The 18,650-nt window shown below is 68.6% G+C and carries 18 protein-coding genes; 5 read left to right on the top strand and 13 right to left on the bottom strand.

What is annotated here, in order from left to right; all coding sequences use genetic code 11:
* Positions 1-411: 411 nt before the first annotated feature.
* Positions 412-2,967: a DNA translocase FtsK 4TM domain-containing protein gene (locus ACFWUP_RS07695; RefSeq protein WP_379231870.1), complete on the bottom strand. Its 2,556-nt coding sequence runs from the start codon at positions 2,965-2,967 to the stop codon at positions 412-414.
* Positions 2,968-3,254: 287 nt separating this feature from the next.
* Here ACFWUP_RS07695 and ACFWUP_RS07690 point away from each other — a divergent pair, with 287 nt between their 5' ends.
* Together ACFWUP_RS07690 and ACFWUP_RS07685 are read left to right on the top strand one after the other, a co-directional pair.
* Complete coding sequence (locus ACFWUP_RS07690) at positions 3,255-3,647, top strand: DUF4189 domain-containing protein (protein WP_379231868.1); 393 nt, start codon at positions 3,255-3,257, stop codon at positions 3,645-3,647.
* 54 nt (positions 3,648-3,701) lie between these two features.
* Entirely contained in the window at positions 3,702-4,250 is a 549-nt protein-coding gene (locus ACFWUP_RS07685; protein WP_379231866.1) for a hypothetical protein, read from the top strand.
* A gap of 60 nt (positions 4,251-4,310) precedes the next feature.
* On the opposite strand, the gene ACFWUP_RS07680 is transcribed toward ACFWUP_RS07685, so the two are convergent.
* A complete protein-coding gene (locus ACFWUP_RS07680) occupies positions 4,311-6,422 on the bottom strand; it encodes an RNase J family beta-CASP ribonuclease (protein WP_379231864.1) in 2,112 nt (703 codons plus the stop codon).
* Positions 6,419-7,327 (bottom strand): 4-hydroxy-tetrahydrodipicolinate synthase, encoded by a 909-nt coding sequence (gene dapA / locus ACFWUP_RS07675; RefSeq protein WP_379231862.1) that lies wholly within the window; start codon positions 7,325-7,327, stop codon positions 6,419-6,421. The genes ACFWUP_RS07680 and dapA overlap by 4 nt, the downstream gene beginning before the upstream one ends.
* 114 nt (positions 7,328-7,441) lie before the next feature.
* Between dapA and ACFWUP_RS07670 the strand changes: the two genes are divergently transcribed.
* Positions 7,442-7,888: a hypothetical protein gene (locus ACFWUP_RS07670; RefSeq protein WP_379231860.1), complete on the top strand. Its 447-nt coding sequence runs from the start codon at positions 7,442-7,444 to the stop codon at positions 7,886-7,888.
* Here the strand turns inward: ACFWUP_RS07670 and ACFWUP_RS07665 are convergent, their stop codons facing one another.
* The 8 genes from ACFWUP_RS07665 to ACFWUP_RS07630 form a co-directional block, all read right to left on the bottom strand.
* Positions 7,889-9,088 (bottom strand): winged helix-turn-helix domain-containing protein, encoded by a 1,200-nt coding sequence (locus ACFWUP_RS07665; RefSeq protein ID WP_379231859.1) that lies wholly within the window; start codon positions 9,086-9,088, stop codon positions 7,889-7,891.
* 40 nt (positions 9,089-9,128) lie between these two features.
* A complete protein-coding gene (locus tag ACFWUP_RS07660) occupies positions 9,129-10,127 on the bottom strand; it encodes a hypothetical protein (RefSeq protein ID WP_379231857.1) in 999 nt (332 codons plus the stop codon).
* 26 nt (positions 10,128-10,153) lie between these two features.
* Positions 10,154-11,368 (bottom strand): sensor histidine kinase, encoded by a 1,215-nt coding sequence (locus ACFWUP_RS07655; protein ID WP_379231855.1) that lies wholly within the window; start codon positions 11,366-11,368, stop codon positions 10,154-10,156.
* A complete protein-coding gene (locus ACFWUP_RS07650) occupies positions 11,365-12,039 on the bottom strand; it encodes a response regulator (protein ID WP_379231853.1) in 675 nt (224 codons plus the stop codon). Before ACFWUP_RS07650 ends, ACFWUP_RS07655 begins: the two co-directional genes overlap by 4 nt.
* Positions 12,040-12,147: 108 nt before the next feature.
* Positions 12,148-12,600, bottom strand: coding sequence for a flavodoxin family protein (locus tag ACFWUP_RS07645; RefSeq protein WP_379231851.1), 453 nt, complete (start codon positions 12,598-12,600; stop codon positions 12,148-12,150).
* 7 nt (positions 12,601-12,607) lie between these two features.
* The gene (locus ACFWUP_RS07640) at positions 12,608-13,066 is read right to left on the bottom strand and encodes a hypothetical protein (protein WP_379231849.1); all 459 of its coding nucleotides are present in this window, start codon (positions 13,064-13,066) and stop codon (positions 12,608-12,610) included.
* Positions 13,067-13,101: 35 nt separating this feature from the next.
* Positions 13,102-13,848 (bottom strand): 4-hydroxy-tetrahydrodipicolinate reductase, encoded by a 747-nt coding sequence (dapB, locus tag ACFWUP_RS07635; RefSeq protein WP_379231847.1) that lies wholly within the window; start codon positions 13,846-13,848, stop codon positions 13,102-13,104.
* 92 nt (positions 13,849-13,940) lie between these two features.
* Complete coding sequence (locus ACFWUP_RS07630) at positions 13,941-15,047, bottom strand: alcohol dehydrogenase catalytic domain-containing protein (protein WP_379231845.1); 1,107 nt, start codon at positions 15,045-15,047, stop codon at positions 13,941-13,943.
* A 136-nt stretch (positions 15,048-15,183) separates the two neighbouring features.
* On the opposite strand from ACFWUP_RS07630, the gene ACFWUP_RS07625 reads away from it, so the two are divergent.
* Positions 15,184-15,579, top strand: coding sequence for a VOC family protein (locus ACFWUP_RS07625; RefSeq protein ID WP_379232309.1), 396 nt, complete (start codon positions 15,184-15,186; stop codon positions 15,577-15,579).
* 48 nt (positions 15,580-15,627) lie between these two features.
* Here the strand turns inward: ACFWUP_RS07625 and ACFWUP_RS07620 are convergent, their stop codons facing one another.
* Positions 15,628-16,821 (bottom strand): MFS transporter, encoded by a 1,194-nt coding sequence (locus tag ACFWUP_RS07620; protein ID WP_379231843.1) that lies wholly within the window; start codon positions 16,819-16,821, stop codon positions 15,628-15,630.
* Between the two features lie 107 nt (positions 16,822-16,928).
* On the opposite strand from ACFWUP_RS07620, the gene ACFWUP_RS07615 reads away from it, so the two are divergent.
* Positions 16,929-17,285, top strand: coding sequence for an ArsR/SmtB family transcription factor (locus ACFWUP_RS07615; protein WP_379231841.1), 357 nt, complete (start codon positions 16,929-16,931; stop codon positions 17,283-17,285).
* A 13-nt stretch (positions 17,286-17,298) separates the two neighbouring features.
* Here the strand turns inward: ACFWUP_RS07615 and ACFWUP_RS07610 are convergent, their stop codons facing one another.
* Positions 17,299-18,630 (bottom strand): M16 family metallopeptidase, encoded by a 1,332-nt coding sequence (locus ACFWUP_RS07610; RefSeq protein ID WP_379232307.1) that lies wholly within the window; start codon positions 18,628-18,630, stop codon positions 17,299-17,301.
* Positions 18,631-18,650: the final 20 nt, after the last annotated feature.

Genomic DNA, 18,650 nt, shown 5'->3' with positions numbered 1-18,650 from the left:
CGATGAAGTTCATGTCGTCCATCATGCCCGAATTGTCCGTTTCAGTCGGCTTTGCGGAACGCTTGCCCGCCATGATTTCACACACATCGGCGACCAACGTACCCGCCGCGCGCACGGAAAAGCACTGTCGCCCGGTTCATCACCGCTGCTACCGTCACCGCATACCCCGACTACCGCCCCGAGAGGAGCGAGCCGTGTACGAATCCACCGCGCAGATCCAGCGCCCCACCGCGATGCACCGGCTCAGCCCCGGTGCCATGAAGTCGGCTACCCGCCTCGCGCGCGCCTGCTTCACCGCCTGACAGGCGATTCCCGCCCGACCAGGGCCGTTCCCGACCACGAGCCGTGCCAGGTCCCTCCTCGTTCGTCGCCGCCTGCTTCCGGCACGGTCAGAGCAAACCGGGAACGGCGTTACTCGTCCTCGGACGCACCGGGATCGCCGCCACGGATCGACCACAGCAACCCGTCCAATTCGTCCGGCTTGATGAGCACGTCCCGCGCCTTGGAGCCCTCGCTGGGCCCGACCACACCGCGCGTCTCCATCAGGTCCATCAACCGGCCCGCCTTGGCGAAGCCGACCCGCAGCTTGCGCTGCAGCATCGAGGTCGAACCGAACTGCGAGGTGACCACCAGCTCCACCGCTTGCAGCAGCACGTCCATGTCGTCGCCGATATCGGGGTCGACATCCTTGACCTCACCGGCCTTGGCGGCGGTGACGCCCTCCTGGTACTCGGGTTCTGCCTGGGTCTTGCTGAACTCGACGACCGCCTGGATCTCCTCGTCGGAGATGAACGCACCCTGCAGGCGGGTCGGTTTGCCCTGGCCCATCGGCAGGAACAACCCGTCGCCCATGCCGATCAGCTTCTCCGCGCCCGGCTGATCCAGGATGACCCGGGAGTCGGTGAGCGAGGAGGTAGCGAAGGCGAGCCGCGAGGGCACATTGGTCTTGATCAGGCCGGTCACCACGTCCACCGAGGGGCGCTGGGTGGCCAGCACCAGGTGGATACCGGCGGCGCGGGCCTTCTGGGTGATGCGCACGATCGCGTCCTCGACGTCGCGCGGCGCGGTCATCATCAGGTCTGCGAGCTCGTCGACGATGGCCAGGATGTACGGATACGGCCGGTAGACCCGTTCACTACCCAGCGGGGCGGTGATCTTGCCCGAGCGGACGTTCTTGTTGAAATCGTCGATGTGGCGGACCTTGTTGGCCTGCATGTCCTGGTAGCGCTGTTCCATCTCCTCGACCAGCCAGGCCAGCGCGGCGGCGGCCTTCTTGGGCTGGGTGATGATGGGCGTGATCAGGTGCGGAATGCCCTCGTAGGGGGTGAGCTCTACCATCTTCGGGTCGATCAGGATCATCCTGACCTCTTCGGGGGTGGCCCGGTGCAGCAGCGAGATCAGCATCGAGTTCACGAAACTCGACTTACCCGAACCGGTGGAACCGGCCACGAGCAGGTGCGGCATCTTGGCCAGGTTCGCCGAGACGAACTCGCCCTCGATGTTCTTGCCGAGGCCGATCACCAGGGGATGGTGGTCGTTGCGGGTGTGCGGCGACTTGAGGACGTCGGCCAGGCGCACCAATTCGCGGTCGGCATTGGGCACTTCGATGCCAACGGCCGATTTACCGGGGATGGGCGCGAGCAGGCGCACATTCTCGGTGGCGACGGCGTAGGCGAGGTTGCGGGCCAGCGCGGTGATCTTCTCGACCTTGACGCCGGGGCCCAGTTCCACCTCGTACCGGGTGACCGTCGGGCCGCGCACGAACCCGGTCACGGCGGCATCGATCTTGAACTGCACCAGCACCTCGGTGATCGCCTCGATCATCGATTCGTTGGCCGCCGAACGCTTCTTCGGCGGGTCACCGTCGAGCAGCAGGGTCAGCGGGGGCAGCGTGTAGTCGCCGTCGACGACGCGGTCGGTGACGAACTCCGGTTCCGGCGGGGGCGGCGGGGTCTGGTCGACCGGCGTGACCGCGGGCCGTTTGCGCGCCGGTTTCGGCGCGGGTGCTGCCGGTTTCGGCGCGACCGCTCCGGGTTCCTCGATCGGTTTGGCATCGCGCAGCGGCGGTTCGCCTGCCGCCTCGGATCCGCCGAACTCGTCGGGCGCGAAAAGGCCCTCGGGGTCGCGGCTGCCGCGACGGGTTCGGTTGCGGTGCACCGGGAATCCGTCGGCGTCATAGTTGGCCGGGTCGTAAGGGTCTGCGTCGTCGGCATATTCGCCGAGACCGAAGTATTCGCGAAGCCGGGTCGGCACCTCGCGCACGGTGGTGCCGGTGAGCAGCAACACACCGAACATCATGGCCAGCAACAGAATCGGCAACGCCAGCCACGGCGTGAGCCCCTGCCCGAGCGGTCCACCGATCGCGTAGCCCAGCGCGCCCGCCGCCGTGGCACGACCGTCCGCGTCGGTCGGGGAACCGGCCGCAAGATGCCACACCCCGAGCGCGGGAAGCACGACGAGCAGGCTGCCGAGAACCAGCCGTGGCCGGACCTCCGGGTGCGGTTCGGTGCGCATCAGCACCACCGCGAGCCCGACAAGCAGAATCGGTGCCAGTACGGCCGCGGAACCGGCGATCGCCCGCACGACGTCTTCGAGGAACCGGCCGACCGGCCCGCCCGCCGAAAGCCACATCGCGGCGGCGATGATCACGCTCAACGCGATGAGCGCCAACCCGATTCCGTCGCGACGGTGCCCGTGGTCGAGTTCGCCCGCCCGGCTCAGCGTGCGGGTGGTGGCGCCGACACCGCGTGCCAACATCGTCCAACTGCTGCCGATACCGCGTCCGATGACTGCCAGTGGTGCGGTGTTGGACGTGCGTTTGACCGGCCTGCGAGCGGGTGTGGTGCGCCCACGCGGAGCCGGCGTCGCGCGCGGTGTCGCCGAACGAGACCGCGCCGCAGGCGTGCGCCCCCTGGTCGATCCCGCCCGCGCACGAGAGGTCGTGGTGCTGCGGGACTTACCTGCCATGACCTCAGGCTAGCCGCTCGAGCACCTCCGAGACCATCCGCAACACTGGTCCCACCCCGCTCGCCGCGCCGATCCGAGGTGGATGCGCAGGTCGCAGCGCCCCGGTCAGCGCGGGGAAAACTCGCCGGGAACCGCGTTTCACGGGCCCGAACTTACGGAATCCTTGCCGTTTTCCTCTGTTTCGGCGCCGATGGCCCCGCCACGGCTGGCGCTGGGACCGCACCGCTCGGTACTTTGACAGCGCTCTATCGGGTCGTCGACCCGTGCTTATGAAGGGGAAGCCACAAGTGAAGAGATTGCTCACCAGCGCGACTGTGCTGGTTGCCGCCACCGTCGCCATGTTCGCGGGGCACATCGCGCCGGCACACGCGCAGGCCGACAACTACGGCGCACTCGCGCTCTCGCGCAACGGTGCGTCCAGCATCACCGCCAACTACGACAGCTACGCCGAGGCGGAGTCGGCGGCCATCGCCGGCTGCGAACGCAGCGGCGGACGGGGTGGCTGCGATGTGAAGGTTTCGTGGCGCAACGGATGTGGCGCGCTCGCGGAGTCGCGCCGTTCCTACAGCTGGGCCTCGGCGCCGTCGCTGCGCCAGGCCAAGCGCGACGCGGTCAACGCCAACCGCGGCGGTTCCGCTGTGATCATCAACTGGAACTGCACCTCCGGCTACTCGGTCTGATTCGCCCGCCCGCCGGAGGGTCTCTTCGGCGCCATTCTTGGAGAGAGATTTTCAGTGAACAACCGCATGTTCCAGACGGTGGCCGCCCTGTCGGTGGCCGCCGCCGCACTCGGTCTGACCGCGTGCTCCAGCAGCAGTGAGCCGGCCTCGGCGGCTCCGACGACCACCGCAGGCGCCGGGTTCGAGGGTGGCAAGAAGGTGGACGGCACCCAGGAGGGTGACGCACCGCTGACCACCACCGTGCCGAACCTGCCCGCGCCGACGGTGGACGAGCTCAATGCCCGCCTCGACAAGGCCCTCGCGGGCCAGCTGACCGACGACGAGAAGGCCACCTTCATCGAGGACGCCGAGCGCGACCCCGATCTGGTCGACAAGTTCGTCCAGGCGGCGAAAGAGAACAATGTCAAGGCCAAGATCACCGCAGTGGAAGCCCCGGCCGACGGCAAGCTGAAGGCACCGGCCGATGTCACCATCGACGGCAAGCCGGTCGAGGGTGCGACGGTGGAATTCGTCGCGTCCGAATCAGGCTGGCGCGTGTCGCACGTGTTCACCTGCAACATCGTGAAGTCGGCCAAGCTCGACTCCGCGGCCTGCCAGGCCTGACCCGAACACACGAAAACCGCTGGGCGACACTGTCACCCAGCGGTTTTCGCGTTCAGCAGATCAGACGGCGACGACCGTCGGCACGATCATCGGGCGACGACGGTAGACGTCGGCGACCCAGCGGCCGACCACCCGGCGCACGCCCTGGGCGATGCGGTGGGTGTCGGTGATGCCCTCACCGGCCAGGCGCAGCAACTCCGCCTCGACCAGTTCGTTGGCGCCGTCGAGCGCGTTGCGGTCGTCGGAGAAGCCGCGGCCGTTGAGCTCGGGCGTGCTCACCGTCTTGCCGGTGGTCGAGTCGATGACGATGGTGATCGAGATGAAACCACCCTCGCCCAGCACCAGACGGTCCGACAGGGTCGATTCGCCCACGTCACCGACCGAGAGGCCGTCGACGTAGACGTGCCCGACCGGCACCCGGCCGACGATGGAGGCGATGCCGTCGACCAGGTCGACCACCACGCCGTCCTCGGCCAGCATGACTCGCTCCTCGGGCACACCGGTCGCGATCGCCAGTGCGGCGTTGGCGCGCAGGTGGCGCCATTCGCCGTGCACGGGCATCGCGTTGGTCGGGCGCACCGCGTTGTACAGGTACAGCAGCTCACCGGCGGAGGCGTGGCCGGAGACGTGCACCTTCGCGTTCTGCTGGGTGATCACGGTGGCGCCGAGCCGGGCCAGGCCGTTGACCACGGCGAACACCGAGTTCTCGTTACCGGGGATCAGCGAGGACGCCAGCACCACCAGGTCGTCGGCGCGGATGTTGATCTGACGGTGCTCGCCACGGGCCATCCGCGACAGCGCCGACAGCGGCTCACCCTGCGAACCGGTGGAGATGAGCACCAGGCGGTTGCCGGGCAGGTTCGCCGCCTGATCGAGGGTCACCACGACATTGTCGGGAACCGTCAGGTAGCCGAGATCCTGCGCGATCTCCATGTTGCGGACCATCGAACGGCCGACGAAGCACACCTTGCGGTTGTACTTCTGCGCGACGTCGACGACCTGCTGGATGCGGTGCACGTGGCTGGCGAACGAGGCCACGATGACGCGGTTGGTGGCCTTGCCGATCACATTGTCGAGCACCCCACCGATCTCACGCTCGGGGGTGACGAAGCCGGGGACCTCGGCGTTGGTGGAGTCGACCAGGAACAGGTCGACGCCTTCGTCGCCCAGGCGCGAGAATCCGGCCAGGTCGGTGAGCCGACCATCCAGTGGCAGCTGGTCGAGCTTGATGTCACCGGTGTGCAGCACCACGCCCGCGGGGGTGCGGATGGCGACGGCGAGCGCGTCGGGGATCGAGTGGTTCACCGCGAAGTACTCGAGCTCGAACGGGCCGTGCACGGTGGTCTCGCCCTCGGCCACCTCGCGCAGCTTGGGCTGCAGGCGGTGTTCACGCGCCTTGGCCGCGACCAGGGCGAGGGTGAACTTGGCGCCGATCACCGGGATGTCCTGGCGCAGGCGCAGCAGGAACGGCACGGCACCGATGTGGTCCTCGTGGCCGTGGGTGAGCACGATCGCCTCGACGTCGGCCATCCGGTCCTCGATGGGCCCGAAGTCCGGCAGGATCAGGTCGACGCCGGGCTGCTGGTCCTCGGGGAACAGCACACCGCAGTCGACGATCAGCAGCTTGCCGCCGTATTCGAAGACGGTCATGTTGCGGCCGATTTCGCCGATACCGCCCAGTGCGAACAGTCGCAGACCGTTCTTCGGCAGCTTCGGCGGCGGGCCCAGCTTGTCGTGGGCGGCCTTCTCGCGCGGCTCGGCGACCGATGCGGCGCCACGTCCGCGGCCACCGCCCTGCCTGCCACGACCGCCGCCACGGGACTGCTCGGCGGCGGGCTTGCTCTTGGGTTCGGTCTTGGCCTTGGGTTCGGTCTTGGCCTCGGTGGCCGGCTTGGTCCTGGCGCGACGCGGCGCGGTCTTCTTGGCGGTCACGCGTTCTTCGGCGACGCTGAGCAGGTCGGTGCCCACTTCGGCCTGACCGGCCAGGTCGGCCTCGGCGGCGACCACGGCGATCGGTTCGGCGATCGCCGGTTCCTGCTCGGCGGGGGCCGCCTTCGGCGCCACCACCTTGTTCACCGCGGCCTGCACACTCTCCACAGGCGTAGGTTCGGGCGCGCCTGCGGCACGAGATGCCGAACGGCGACGGGCCTTACGTGCGACGGGTTCGGTCATGCCGACACCCCCGCGGCTTGCAGATCGAGCATCAATTCCTCCAGTTGCGCCTGGGTGGGCATCAGCTGGGGCAAACGAGGCTCGCCTACATCGATGCCGAGCAAGCGGAGTCCTCCCTTACACATCGCCACACCTCCCAGGCGGGTCATGGCCGCGTACAGCGGCAGTAGTGTCGCGTTGATCTCTCGCGCCCTGGCAACGTCACCGTTGGTGTAGGCCTGGTGGATCTCGCGCAGTCGTTCCGGCACGAGGTGGCCGATGACGCTGATGAACCCGACCGCACCCACCGAGAGCCAGGGCAGGTTCAAGCCGTCGTCACCGGAATAGAAATCCAGATCGGTGGTCGCGATGAGATCGGCTCCGGAGACGAGATCGCCCTTGGCATCCTTCACCGCGACGATGTTGGGATGCTCGGCAAGGCGCCGGATCGTGTCGATGGCGATAGGCACCACCGACCTCGGTGGAATGTCGTAGAGGGTGATCGGCAGCGCAGTGGCGTCGGCGACCGCGGTGAAATGCGCGATCAGACCTTCCTGGGTGGGCCGCGAGTAATACGGCGTCACGACGAGCAGACCGTGCGCGCCCGCGTTCTCCGCGGCACGCGCCAGTTCGATCGAGTGCGCGGTGTCGTAAGTACCCGCGCCCGCGACCACCGTGGCCCGGTCACCGACACCGTCGACGACCGCGCGCAGCAGATCGTGCTTCTCGGTTTCGCTGGTGGTCGGTGACTCACCGGTGGTCCCCGAGATGATCAGCAGGTCGACCCCGCGGTCGACCAGGTGTGCCGCCAATGCGACACCGGCATCGACGTCGAGCTTGCCCGCAGCGCTGAAGGGGGTCACCATCGCGACACCGACCGTGCCGGACGCGCGCAGCTCCGTTGGCGTCGATTCACCGTTCGTCATGGTCAGAAAGGTTACCCGGTCCCCGGTTGCGTCTCGACACCCTAGCGGCCGAAGCGGCTGCCGGTGGCAGCATTTGGCCTTGCGTGATGTCATATATGACGTCACACTGATGTCATGGATCTGAACGCTCATACCGCGCGGTTGCGCGAGGAACTGATCGCCGCCGCAGCGCTCGGCGACGAGAAAACGCAGGCCACCGCCGCCGCCCTCGCCGCAGCGGTGGAGAGTTCGAGCCGACTGGTGCTGTTGTCGGCGCTGTCGGAACTGGCCGCCGAGATCAGCACCGAGCTCGGTGACCGCACCGTGCACGTGCGACTCGACGGCACCGAGGCGGTCGCCGACGTGCGCAAGAACACGCCCCCCGAGGACGATCAACCGCAGACTTTCGAGGAGATGACCGGCGATATCAGCCGGGTGACCCTGCGTTTGGTCGAGCAGTTGAAGTCGAAGGCCGAAGAGGCGGCCCAGCAGAACGGTCAGTCGCTGAACTCGTGGCTGTCCGGTGCGGTCAGCGGCGCGCTGAAGGATCAGATGCGCGGTTACGGCGGCAAGGGCTGGTGATCACAGCAGCGGGGCCAGGTCGCCGCGTTCGCCGATAACGACTTCGTCGAGTTCGAGCCAGTCCGCCATTTCCCGCAGCGCCCCGCGTAAGGCCTGGGCGGTTTCGGCCGTCGCGTAGCCGGGCTCGGCGAACGCGCCGGGGGCGAGCAGTCGCCCGGTGGCGCGTTCGGCGCGCAGATCCACCCGGCCGACCAGCTTGCCGTCCACGAGCAGCGGGAAGACGTAATACCCGTGCACCCGTTTGGGTTCGGGGGTGTAGATCTCGATCCGGTAGTGGAAGTCGAAGACCCGCTGGGTGCGCGGGCGGAAGAAGATCAGCGGATCGAACGGACACAGCAGCGCGGTCCCGCTGATCCGGCGCGGGGTGGCGGCCTCCGGGTGCAGGTAGGCGGGCGCGTCCCAGCCGTCGACGTCGACCGGGATCAGTTCGCCCGCGTCGACCAGGTCGGCGACGGCCGGTGCGCTCTGCCTGCGGGCCAGGCGGTAGTAGTCGCGCAGGTCGGTCTCGGTGCCGATGCCGAGCGCCCGGCCGGCCCGGCGGATCAACTCGCGGACGGCGTCCTCCTCGCCGATCCGCCGATCCAGGACATCGGCGGGGACCACGCGTTCGGTGAGGTCGTAGTGCCGGGTGAACCCGACCCGGCACGCGGTGGACAGCTCGCCCGCGGCGAAGAGCTGTTCACAGATCATCTTGGTATCGCTGAGGTTCCACCACGTCCCCTTCGCCCGTGGCTTGTCCAGCTCGAGATGGCGTTCGATCTCCCCCGCGCTCGCCGCACCCACCTCGGTGACCACGTCGAGAATGTCCTTGCCCAGCGTCGGATTGCGCTCGACGACCTTGCGCATCCCCGCCCAACGACCGTGCTGGTACTCCGTCATCCGCCACCGCATCAACGGCCAGTCGGCGACGGGGATCAACGCGGCCTCGTGCGCCCAGTACTCCACCAGTCCCCGCCGCGCCTTGGCGCTGTCGCTCCAGGCGGCGCCGTCGAGCAGGCTGCGATCGTAGGGTCCGATCCGGCTGAACACCGGCGCGTAGTGCGCCCGCACCACCGCCGACACCGAATCTATTTGCAGCAGACGGGTTCTGGCGACCACATCGAGGATCGCCCGACGCTTGGGGTTGGTCGGCCTTCGCTTGCCGAAGCCCTGCGCGGCCAGTGCCGTTCGACGAGCCTGGGCCGCATTCATCCGCTGCATTTCCTCAGCCTGACACAGGGGTCCGACAAGTAATCGGGGCTCAGGTGGAGACCTGGACCTCGCCCGCGGTGTCGATCTCGGTCCGTCGATCCCCGCACGGCGTGGCGGCCAGCACGGTCGCCACCCAGCGTCTGCCGACCGGCAGCACCCGCACGGTCACCGAACCCGCTGCGGCCATGTCGAGTTCGGCCGCGGCAGCCTCGATCACGTTGTGGCGCACCCATTCCGGTACTCCCCGAAAGCCGCCGTCGTCGAGCAGGGTCACCTCGACGCCGCGCGCTCGCGCCCCACGTGCCGCGGCGCTGAGCTTCTCGGTGACCAGTTCCGGTGCCCGCAGTCCGTCGCGCAGTTCCGCTTCCAGGAGCCTGCACTGTTCGCGTTCGGTGTCGGTGAGTTCGATGCCGGCGGCGATTCGGGTGAGCAGCGGTCCCGCCACCCGGTCCAGTGCCCCGAGCTGACGGTCCCGCTCGGCGTTGGCGGCGGCCAGCGCGGCCTCCGTCGCGGCCCGGCGATTGGCCTCGCCGCGCAGCTCCCGCAGCGACCGCTGGGTGGGCCGCACGATCGCCATGAACACCGTCACCGCGCCGACGGTGGCCACCGGAGTCAGTGCGCGGACCACGGTTTCGGGATGCCAGCTGGTGAACGCGCCCATCGCGATCAGCACCGTCGCGGCGGCCGCCACCCCCAGCCAGGCCGAGGTGATCCGCCCGCGCAACACCAGCATCGCCAGCAGATACGACGTCGGATAGGCGGTCCACAGCTGGTGGGCGAACCCCGTCGCGTCCTCGAGCCACGGCACGGTCAGCGCCATCGCCGCTGGCCCCGCGCACGCCACGAAGATCGTGGCGGGCCACGGCAGCGGGTCCAGCGGGAACACCAGCACCACCAGCGCCGCCACCGTCATCAGCACCAGCGCGCCCGCCGCGGCCGCGGGCGGGGCGATGTCGAAATTCACCCGCAGATACATCACGATGGTGGCTTCGAAGATCACCACGAACAGCCATGCGGTGCCGTCGCTGAGCCCGAACAGATCGCGCATCGCGAACGGTAGATCCCGATCGACCATCAACTACCCCACACCAGAGTCACCACGGTTCCCGCGCCGGGCGCCGATTCCACGAATGCCGCGCCACCGGCGAGCGCGCGCATCCGGCCGAGGATGCTGCCCGCGATCCCCATCCGGTCGGCCGACACCCGGGCCGGGTCGAACCCGGCGCCGTCATCGGCGAGTACCACCCGGATCCCGCCGGTCGCGATGGTGACCGACACACTGCGCCGCACCGTCCGACCGGCGACATCGGCATGGCGCAAGCTGTTGCGCACCGCTTCCGACAGTGCCGCCCCGAGCACCTGCGCGGCCTCGATCGGCAGGCACAGGTCCGCCGCGCGCCGCGAGGACACCTGCACCGGAACGTCGGCCTCTGCCTCGCGCACGGCTTCGCGCAGGAATTCGACCGCCGCGGCGGCGTCGAGGTGGTCGATCTCGGGCGCGGTCCGTGACAGTTCGAGCTGTTCGAGGGTGCGCGCGGCCTGATTGCGCAGCACCGACGAGGACTGTTGGGCCCGTGAGGCTTCCAGCAGCGTGGACAGGACCGCGTCGTGGATGAGCGCCGCGAACCGCGCGCCCTCGCGTTCCCTGGCCGAGGTCGCCGCGACGGCCGCCGCGCGACTGCGCTGGCGGACCGCTTCCCGGTCCACCCGTTCGGCGGCGGCGCGCGCGTACACCACACACCACAGGAACAGCGCCGCCACCCCGAGCCCCCTGGTGATGTCGCCGAACAGCGCCCACATCGAACTGTCCGGCACCACAAGGGCATTCGAGACGCTGGTCGCCACCGCGAGCGCGGCGCCGTACACGGCCGCGCCCCGGCGCGACCACGCGAGTCCCGCGGCCATCACGCCGACGGCGAGCCCGCGATAGGGCCACGACGCGAACGAACCGTTGTGCACCACCGAATACACCAGCGGCGTTGCCACGGTCGCCGTGAGGTAACACGCCGCGGCCACGGCGGCGGTGCGGCGGATCGCGGCGACGGGGCCGCGCACCGACACGATCGCCAGCACCCCGAACATCAGATACGCCGACGCCAGGTGCAGTTCCGGCCACACCGACATATCGACCGGCTGCACCAGTATCGAGGGCAGTTCCAGCGCCATCACGATCATCGCGCCGGTGCCGATGCACAGCCCGAGCCTGCGCAGGATCTGGTCGGTCGCCGCCCGCGAGAACTCGACGTCGCCGACCGGTGCGGACGCCGTCGCGACCGCGCGATCACTCACGTGTGCTGCTGCCTTTCCGGCACGGGCAGCCACCCGTCCTCGACGGCCCGTTTGTACAGATCGGTCTTGGTGGGTGCCGGGCGTCCCGCGTCGGCGTATTTCTGCCGGATGCGGCCCAGGTAGTCGTTGACGGTCTGTTCGGACAGTCCGGTCAGCCGGGCCACCCGCGAGGCCTTCTCCCCCGAGGCGTACAGCATCAGCACTTCCTCCTGACGCGGGCTGAGCCCGACGTCGGAGAGTTTCGGATCACCGTCGATGGCGGCGGCCCAATCGGTGGTCACCACCTGCTCGCCCGACGCTGCCCGCCGCACCGCCTCGACCACCGTCGCCACGCTCTCGGACTTGCGCAGCACCCCCAGCACACCCGCCTTGGCGGCGGAGCGGACCAGGAAGGCGTTGTCGGCGCCGGTGAACACCAGCACCTCGATGCCGCGTTCGCGCAGCGCCGTGACATTGTCCTCGGGCGTCGAGCCGTCGGGCAGGCGCAGATCGAGGACGACCAGATCGAGGTCGGTGGTCTCGGCGAGCAACCCGGCCACCGATTCGGCCACCGCCACCAGTTCCAGGTCGGGTTCGGGGCCAAGCATGGCGCCGAGCCCGATCGCCACCGACTCGTGGTCCTCGACCAGCCCGACCCGTCGCACCGTGCGCGTCTGTTCCAACTCGACCACTCCACATCCTCGAACACCCACCGCGGCCAGCCCGCAACACTTCGATCTCGAGTTCTACCGCATCCCGAGCCGACGTGTCAGCCCACCAATATTCGGGGCGGGGGTGTCTCAGTGCATCAGACCAGCGGCGATAGTGGCACCGAGTTCCCAGCATCTCGCCAGATCCGCCTTGCTCGGCGGCCCCGAGACCACCACCGCGGCGGCGGCGCGCTGCCACCCCAACCCCGTGGTGATCCGCTCCACGCTGGTTTCGGCGCCTTCGGTTCCCTCGTTCCCGTGCAGATACAGCCCGTAGGGGCGCCCGCCGGTCGAGTCCAGGCACGGGTAGTAGATGGTGTCGAAGGCGTGTTTGAGCGCGCCGCTCATGTAGCCGAGGTTGGCCGGGGTGCCGAGGAGGTAGCCGTCGGCTTCGAGGACGTCGACGGCGGTCACGGCCAGTGCGGCGCGGCGCACCACCTCCACGCCCTCGATCTCCGGGTCGTTCGCCCCGGCCAGGACCGCTTCGAACATCGCCTGGGTGTGTGGCGACGGGGTGTGGTGGATGATCAGCAACCGGGGCATGGGCTCGCTACTCTCCTGGGTCGCGTTCCAGTTTTTCCAGTGCCACCGCGCGGCGCATGGTGTCGCGGGCGCGGCCGCGGTCGCCGGCGTAGTCGTAGGCGCGGGCCAGCCGGTAGGAGGAGCGCCAGTTGTCCGGGTCGGCTTCCCATTCGGTCTTGATCCGGTCGAACAGGGCGTCGGCGGCGTCGCGTTCGATCCGGCCGGAGGGGCGGCGGGGCAGGTCAGAGGTGTCGACCTCGAGGTCTTCCTCGTGGATGCGCCGGGCCAGCCGTTGGTGATCGAAGGCCGCCGTGAGAGTTGCCCACAGGATCCAGGCGCCGACCACCGGCAGCAGCAGCATGCCGATGCCGATCGCGATCCCCGCGAACCCGCCGTCAGCGATGAAGGCGATGGCGAGGCCGCCGAGCCGGACGAAGTAGAACAGCAGCGCGACGACCAGAAAGACCACGACCGCAACGATTTTCATGACCTGTCGGTCGGGTCGCTGCGCGGCGGAGCTGCTCACAGATCCAGGAACGGGTCGAGCCCGACGGTCAGACCCGGCCGTCCGCCGATCTCGCGCACGCCGAGCAGCACGCCCGGCGCGAACGAGGACCGGTCGATGGAGTCGTGGCGGATGGTGAGGGTCTCGCCCTGGGTACCGAACAGCACCTCCTGGTGGGCGACGAGCCCGGCCAGGCGCACCGAATGCACCCGCACCCCGTCGACGTCGGCGCCGCGCGCACCCTCGAGTTCGGCGGTGGTCGCATCGGGGCTGATCCCGACGCCCGCTTCAGCTCGGGCCGCGGCGATGACCGCGGCGGTGCGGTAGGCGGTGCCCGAGGGCGCGTCGGCCTTGTTCGGGTGGTGCAGTTCGATGACCTCGACCGAGTCGAAGAACCGGGCCGCCTGCTCGGCGAAACGCATCGACAGCACGGCGCCGATGGCGAAGTTCGGCGCGATCAGCACGCCTACCTCGGGTCGCTGCGCCAGCTGCCCACGCACTTCGGCGAGGCGGACCTCGTCGAAACCGGTGGTGCCGACGACCGCGTGGATGCCGTTCTCGATCAGGAATTTCAGGTTGCCCATCACCACGTCGGGGTGGGTGAAGTCGACGACCACCTGGGTGCCCGTCTCGGTGAACGTCTCGAGCGCGTCACCCTTGTCGACCTGCGCCACCAGCTCCAGATCGGGCGCCGCCTCCACCGCCGCGCAGATCGCCTGCCCGACCTTGCCGCGTGCTCCGAGCACTCCGACCCGAATGGTCACCGCATCTCCTCGTCTCGACTCCGCTTGCTCCTCGAAGCCTATCGAGCAGCGGCAACCGGCCCGGCGCCGACCACCATCAGTGGTGTGAGGTGTCAGTCGAAGACGATGACCTGCCGCAGTGCCGCGCCTGCCGCGAGGTCGTCCATCGCCTGGTTCACCTGGTCGAGGCCGATGCGCGAGGACACCAGGCGTTCCAGCGGCAGCTTGCCCTCGCGCCACATCCGGACATATTCGGGGATGTCGCGGTCGGGAACGGCCGAGCCGAGGTAACTGCCGATGATGGTGCGCCCCTGCGCGACCAGGGTCAGCGGGGAGATCGTGGCGGTGGCGGTCGGTGCGGGCAGGCCGACCGTCACGGTGACACCACCGGGCGCTGTTGCGGCAACGGCGGTTTCGAACGCGCGCACATTGCCCGCCGCCTCGATCACCACGTCGGCCACCACGCCCTGCTCGGCGATCTCGGCAGGCGTACAAGCCACTGTCGCACCGAATTCGCGTGCGAGCGCGAGCTTTTCGGGCACCGTGTCGACGGCGATCACCTCACCGACTCCCAGCGAGACCGCCACGAGCACGGCCGCCATCCCCACGCCACCGAGCCCGACCACCATGATCCGGTCTCCCGCACCGGGTTCGGCCGCATTGAGCAAGGCACCACCACCGGTGAGCACCGCACAGCCGAGCACCGCCGCCACCTCGGGCGGCACATCGTCGTCGACCGGAACCACCGACCGCCGATCCACCACCGCGTGCGTGGCGAACCCCGAAACGCCCAGGTGGTGCTGCACGACTTCACCGTCGCGGGTGAGCCGCCGCCCACCGCCGAGCAGTTCACCCGCATTGTTGGCGACACTGCCCGGCCCACACGGCGTCCGCCCGTTGCTCGCGCACCCCGCACAGTCACCGCAGCGCGGCAGAAAAGTCATCACGACCCGCTGCCCGACCGTCACGTCGGTGACCCCGTCACCCACCGATTCGACGATCCCCGCGGCCTCATGACCGAGCAGCATCGGCACCGGCCGCACCCGATTGCCGTCCACCACAGACAGATCCGAATGGCACAGCCCGGCCGCTTCGATCCGCACCAGCAATTCGCCCGCCCCCGGTTCACCCAATTCCAGGTCGCACACGGTGATCGGTTGCGAATCGGCGAACGGCGCCGGGTCGGCGATCCGTTCCAGAACGGCTCCACGAATCTTCATGCTCGCGAACCTACCGCGAGCACCCTTTACAGGTTCCGGGATCTGTCGCTAATCTCGATCTCGGTGATGGTGCTCCTGTCGGCCGCCTCGTACCGAGCCCAGGGTCGGTGCCATCACGAAACCAAGGAGAAATCCCCTGTCAGTGCAGTTCAATCACACCATTGTCGGATGTCACGATAATCGGGAGACCGCCGAGTTCTGGGCGGACATCCTCGGGTTGGACATAGGAAAACAATGGGGGCCGTTCATTCCGATCGCCCTCGATCACGGTGCGGCCTTCGATTTCGCGAACATGCCGCCCACCGTTTCCGAGATCCAACCCCAGCACTACGCATTCCTGGTCTCCGAGGCCGAGTTCGACGCGGCCTACGCCAAGATCCAGCGCTACAAGCTGGACCATTGGGCCGACCCGCAACAACACGGGGTCAACGAGATCAATCACAACGACGGCGGTCGCGGAGTCTATTTCCTCGACCCCAACGGCCACTTCCTGGAACTGATCACCGTTCCGTACGGCGGTTGGCCGAAGTAGAACCAGACAGGCCGGTCCCCACACCAAGGGACCGGCCTGTTTCGTCGACTATGTCGGTTTCGCGGCGGCTCGCGTCCCACGCATGCCCAACACCGCGGCGACCACGCACGCCACCGACACGATGACGATGAACCAAGGGAACACTGTCGTCAGGCCCCAGGTGGTGGCCGCCCAGCCCGCCACCAGGGTCGGAAGCGCCAGCGCCGAGTAGGCCAGCAGATAGAACGCCGACATGGTCTCGCCGCGGCGATGCGGCGGCACCACTTCGGACAGGTGCCGCAGCGAACCGCCGAAACCGAGCCCGAAGGTGGCACCGAGTACCACGCCCGCCGCGATCACCACCGCGGGCTGTTTCGTGGCCAGCGCCGGGATGGTGAGCAGCAGCGACGCGGCCATGCCGAGGTCGCCGATCACCGCGGCGCGCCGGGCCGGAATGCGCGTGGCGAACAACTGCGACAGCGCCGCGGCCAGCGCCGTGCCGGCGACCACGACGCCACCGAACACCAGGTTGTGCACCCCGGTCTCGGCCGCGGCCAGCGACGGATACAGCGACAGCAGCACGCCGAGTACCGACCAGGCGGCCATCACACCGATCGCGGAGAACCAGAAGTCGGCCTTGATCTCGTGCGGAACCGAAGGTCTGGCGATGGTGATGCGCGCCTTCACCCGGGCGGTGTGCGGCTCACGCAGCGCGAGAATGCCCGCACCGGCCGCGATACACACCACCGTGATCACCACATACGGCGTGCGCAGCGGCGACGGCGCGTACTGCGCGAGCACCGCGGTGCCGAGGACCGCGACCGCGATGCCGACATTGAACGCCACCCCGGTGAGCTGTCCGGATCGCGCGCCACGCTCGGGTCGCAGATCCAGCAGCGCCGCCGCACCGGCCACCACGGTGGCCCCGACCGCGGCCCCGTGTAATGCCCTGGCCAGCAACAACATCGGCACCGAGTCGGCGAGCAGGAACACCACCAGCCCCACGATCATGGTGGCGAACGCGCCGATCATCACCGGCTTGCGCCCGATCACATCGGAGATCCGCCCCGACACCAGCACCGCGGCGAGGGCGGCGAAGGCGTACACGGCGAACACCAGGGTCGTGGTCAGCGGCGACAGGTGCCACTCGGTCTCGTAGATGCCGTAGAGCGGGGCGGGCGCCCCGGAAACCCCGAGTGCCACCGCACTCGCGGCCAGGACGAGCCCGTACGCCCAGCGCTGCCCGGTCTCGACCGGTGTCATCGTTGTCGCCACCACAGCGGCCCCCGTCAGCAGAGTTTGATCACCATCGAACCAGGCCAAGGGTACGCCTAGTATGATGACTATCAAACCCCTGAGTGAGGTAATTCATGACACAGGCTAACAATCTGCCTCCGGCGCCGGTCTGCCCCGTCGCCGCGCTGCCGACTGTCCTTGGCGCCTTACACGATCCCGTCCGGCTGGAAATGGTCCGCCGCCTGAGCAATGCCGCCGCCCCCATCCGCTGCGCAGCCCTCTACGACGCGATCAACAAATCCACCGCCACGCACCATTTCAAGATCCTGCGCGAAGCGGGCCTGATCGAACGCCTGACCATCGACGGTCAGACCTTCCAGAACCTGCGTGTCGACGCCATCGAGCACGCCCTCCCCGGCCTGCTCCCCTCGATCGTCGCCGCCGCCAACCGCGCCGATGCCACCGTCGACGACGATCAGGCCATCAGCTGATCGGTCGAATTGTTCAGCGCTCGACGAGCTTTCGCACCGAAGCCGGGAGGTCGCGGGTGCGCTGGTACGGCCCCGACACCGCCGCACCGTAGGGACGGGCGAGCAGCGTGCGGGCGATCTCGCTGACTTCGTCGGTGGTGACGGCGTCGATGCGCGCCAGCGTCGCCGAGACGCTGCGGTGATTGCCGTAGCTGAGTTCGCTGCGGCCGATCCGGTTCATCCTGGAGGCCGAATCCTCGAGGCCGAGCACCAGTCCACCGCGCAAAGATCCCTTGGCCCTGGCACATTCGGCGTCGGTGACACCGTTGGCGGCGACCTCGTCGAGCACGTCGCGCGCCAAAGTGGTGACCTGGCCGAGGTTTTCGGGCTGGCAGCCGAGCGAGACGGAGAACGAACCGGTGTCGGCGAAGGTGTCGACGCTCGAGTACACCGAGTACGCGAGGCCGCGCTCTTCCCGGATGCGTTGGAACAGACGGGAACTCAGACCACCACCGACGATGGTGTTGAGGATCGACAGCGGCCACCGCTGCTGACCTTCGTGTCTGCCGAAGGCCCGCACACCGAAGGCGAGGTGGGTCTGTTCGCTGTCGCGGTTGATTCTGATGAGCCCCGGCGCGCCCTGCGCCCGGAACTTCCCTTCGCGGCGCGGCGCGGGTTCGGCGGCGGTATCCAGATGCGGTTCGAACGCGCGATGCACCAACTCCACCACGCGATCGTGCTCGACGTTGCCCGCGACCGCCACCACCATGCGTTCGGGCCGGTAGCGGCGCTGGTGGAAGCCGCGCAGCTGGGTGGCCTGCATGTCTTCGATCGATTCGACGCTGCCGATCACCGGTCGCCCGATGGGGTGGTCGCCGAACATGGCGGTGAGGTAGGAGTCGGCGACCAGGTCCTCGGGGTCGTCGTCGCGCATCGCGATCTCTTCCAGGACCACCTGGCGCTCCACGTCGACGTCGACCGCGCGGCACAGCCCGTTGAGCACCACGTCGGAGACGAGGTCGACCGCCAGTGGCAGGTCCTCGTCGATGACGTGGGCGTAGTAGCAGGTCTGCTCTTTGGCGGTGAACGCGTTGAGCTCGCCGCCGACCGCGTCCATGGCCTGGGCGATGTCGAGGGCGCTGCGCGTGGGCGTCGCCTTGAACAGCAGGTGTTCGAGGAAGTGCGCGGCGCCTGCCACGGTGGGGCCTTCGTCGCGGGAACCGACACCGACCCAGACCCCGATGGAGGCCGAGCGCACGCCGGGCACGTGTTCGGTGACCACGCGCAGCCCGCCGGGTAGCACGGTGCGGCGCACCCCACCGTCGGTGGAGACGTCGTCAGCGGATTCGGTACTCGACTCGGTCAACTTCGGCTTCGTCACCCGAT

The organism is Nocardia sp. NPDC058658 (genome assembly GCF_042716665.1).
In the GTDB taxonomy this organism is placed as follows: Bacteria; Actinomycetota; Actinomycetes; order Mycobacteriales; family Mycobacteriaceae; genus Nocardia.
This window is presented reverse-complemented; position numbering and strand designations above follow the sequence as displayed.

Bases quoted from the DNA above. Each gene is read 5' to 3' on its own strand.
- ACFWUP_RS07695 (WP_379231870.1), bottom strand. From the start codon at position 2,967: ATGGCAGGTAAGTCCCGCAGCACCACGACCTCTCGTGCGCGGGCGGGA.
- ACFWUP_RS07680 (WP_379231864.1), bottom strand. From the start codon at position 6,422: ATGACCGAACCCGTCGCACGTAAGGCCCGTCGCCGTTCGGCATCTCGT.
- dapA (WP_379231862.1), bottom strand. From the start codon at position 7,327: ATGACGAACGGTGAATCGACGCCAACGGAGCTGCGCGCGTCCGGCACG.
- ACFWUP_RS07670 (WP_379231860.1), top strand. From the start codon at position 7,442: ATGGATCTGAACGCTCATACCGCGCGGTTGCGCGAGGAACTGATCGCC.
- ACFWUP_RS07665 (WP_379231859.1), bottom strand. From the start codon at position 9,088: ATGCAGCGGATGAATGCGGCCCAGGCTCGTCGAACGGCACTGGCCGCG.
- ACFWUP_RS07660 (WP_379231857.1), bottom strand. From the start codon at position 10,127: ATGCGCGATCTGTTCGGGCTCAGCGACGGCACCGCATGGCTGTTCGTG.
- ACFWUP_RS07645 (WP_379231851.1), bottom strand. From the start codon at position 12,600: ATGCCCCGGTTGCTGATCATCCACCACACCCCGTCGCCACACACCCAG.
- ACFWUP_RS07640 (WP_379231849.1), bottom strand. From the start codon at position 13,066: ATGAAAATCGTTGCGGTCGTGGTCTTTCTGGTCGTCGCGCTGCTGTTC.
- ACFWUP_RS07630 (WP_379231845.1), bottom strand. From the start codon at position 15,047: ATGAAGATTCGTGGAGCCGTTCTGGAACGGATCGCCGACCCGGCGCCG.
- ACFWUP_RS07620 (WP_379231843.1), bottom strand. From the start codon at position 16,821: ATGACACCGGTCGAGACCGGGCAGCGCTGGGCGTACGGGCTCGTCCTG.
- ACFWUP_RS07615 (WP_379231841.1), top strand. From the start codon at position 16,929: ATGACACAGGCTAACAATCTGCCTCCGGCGCCGGTCTGCCCCGTCGCC.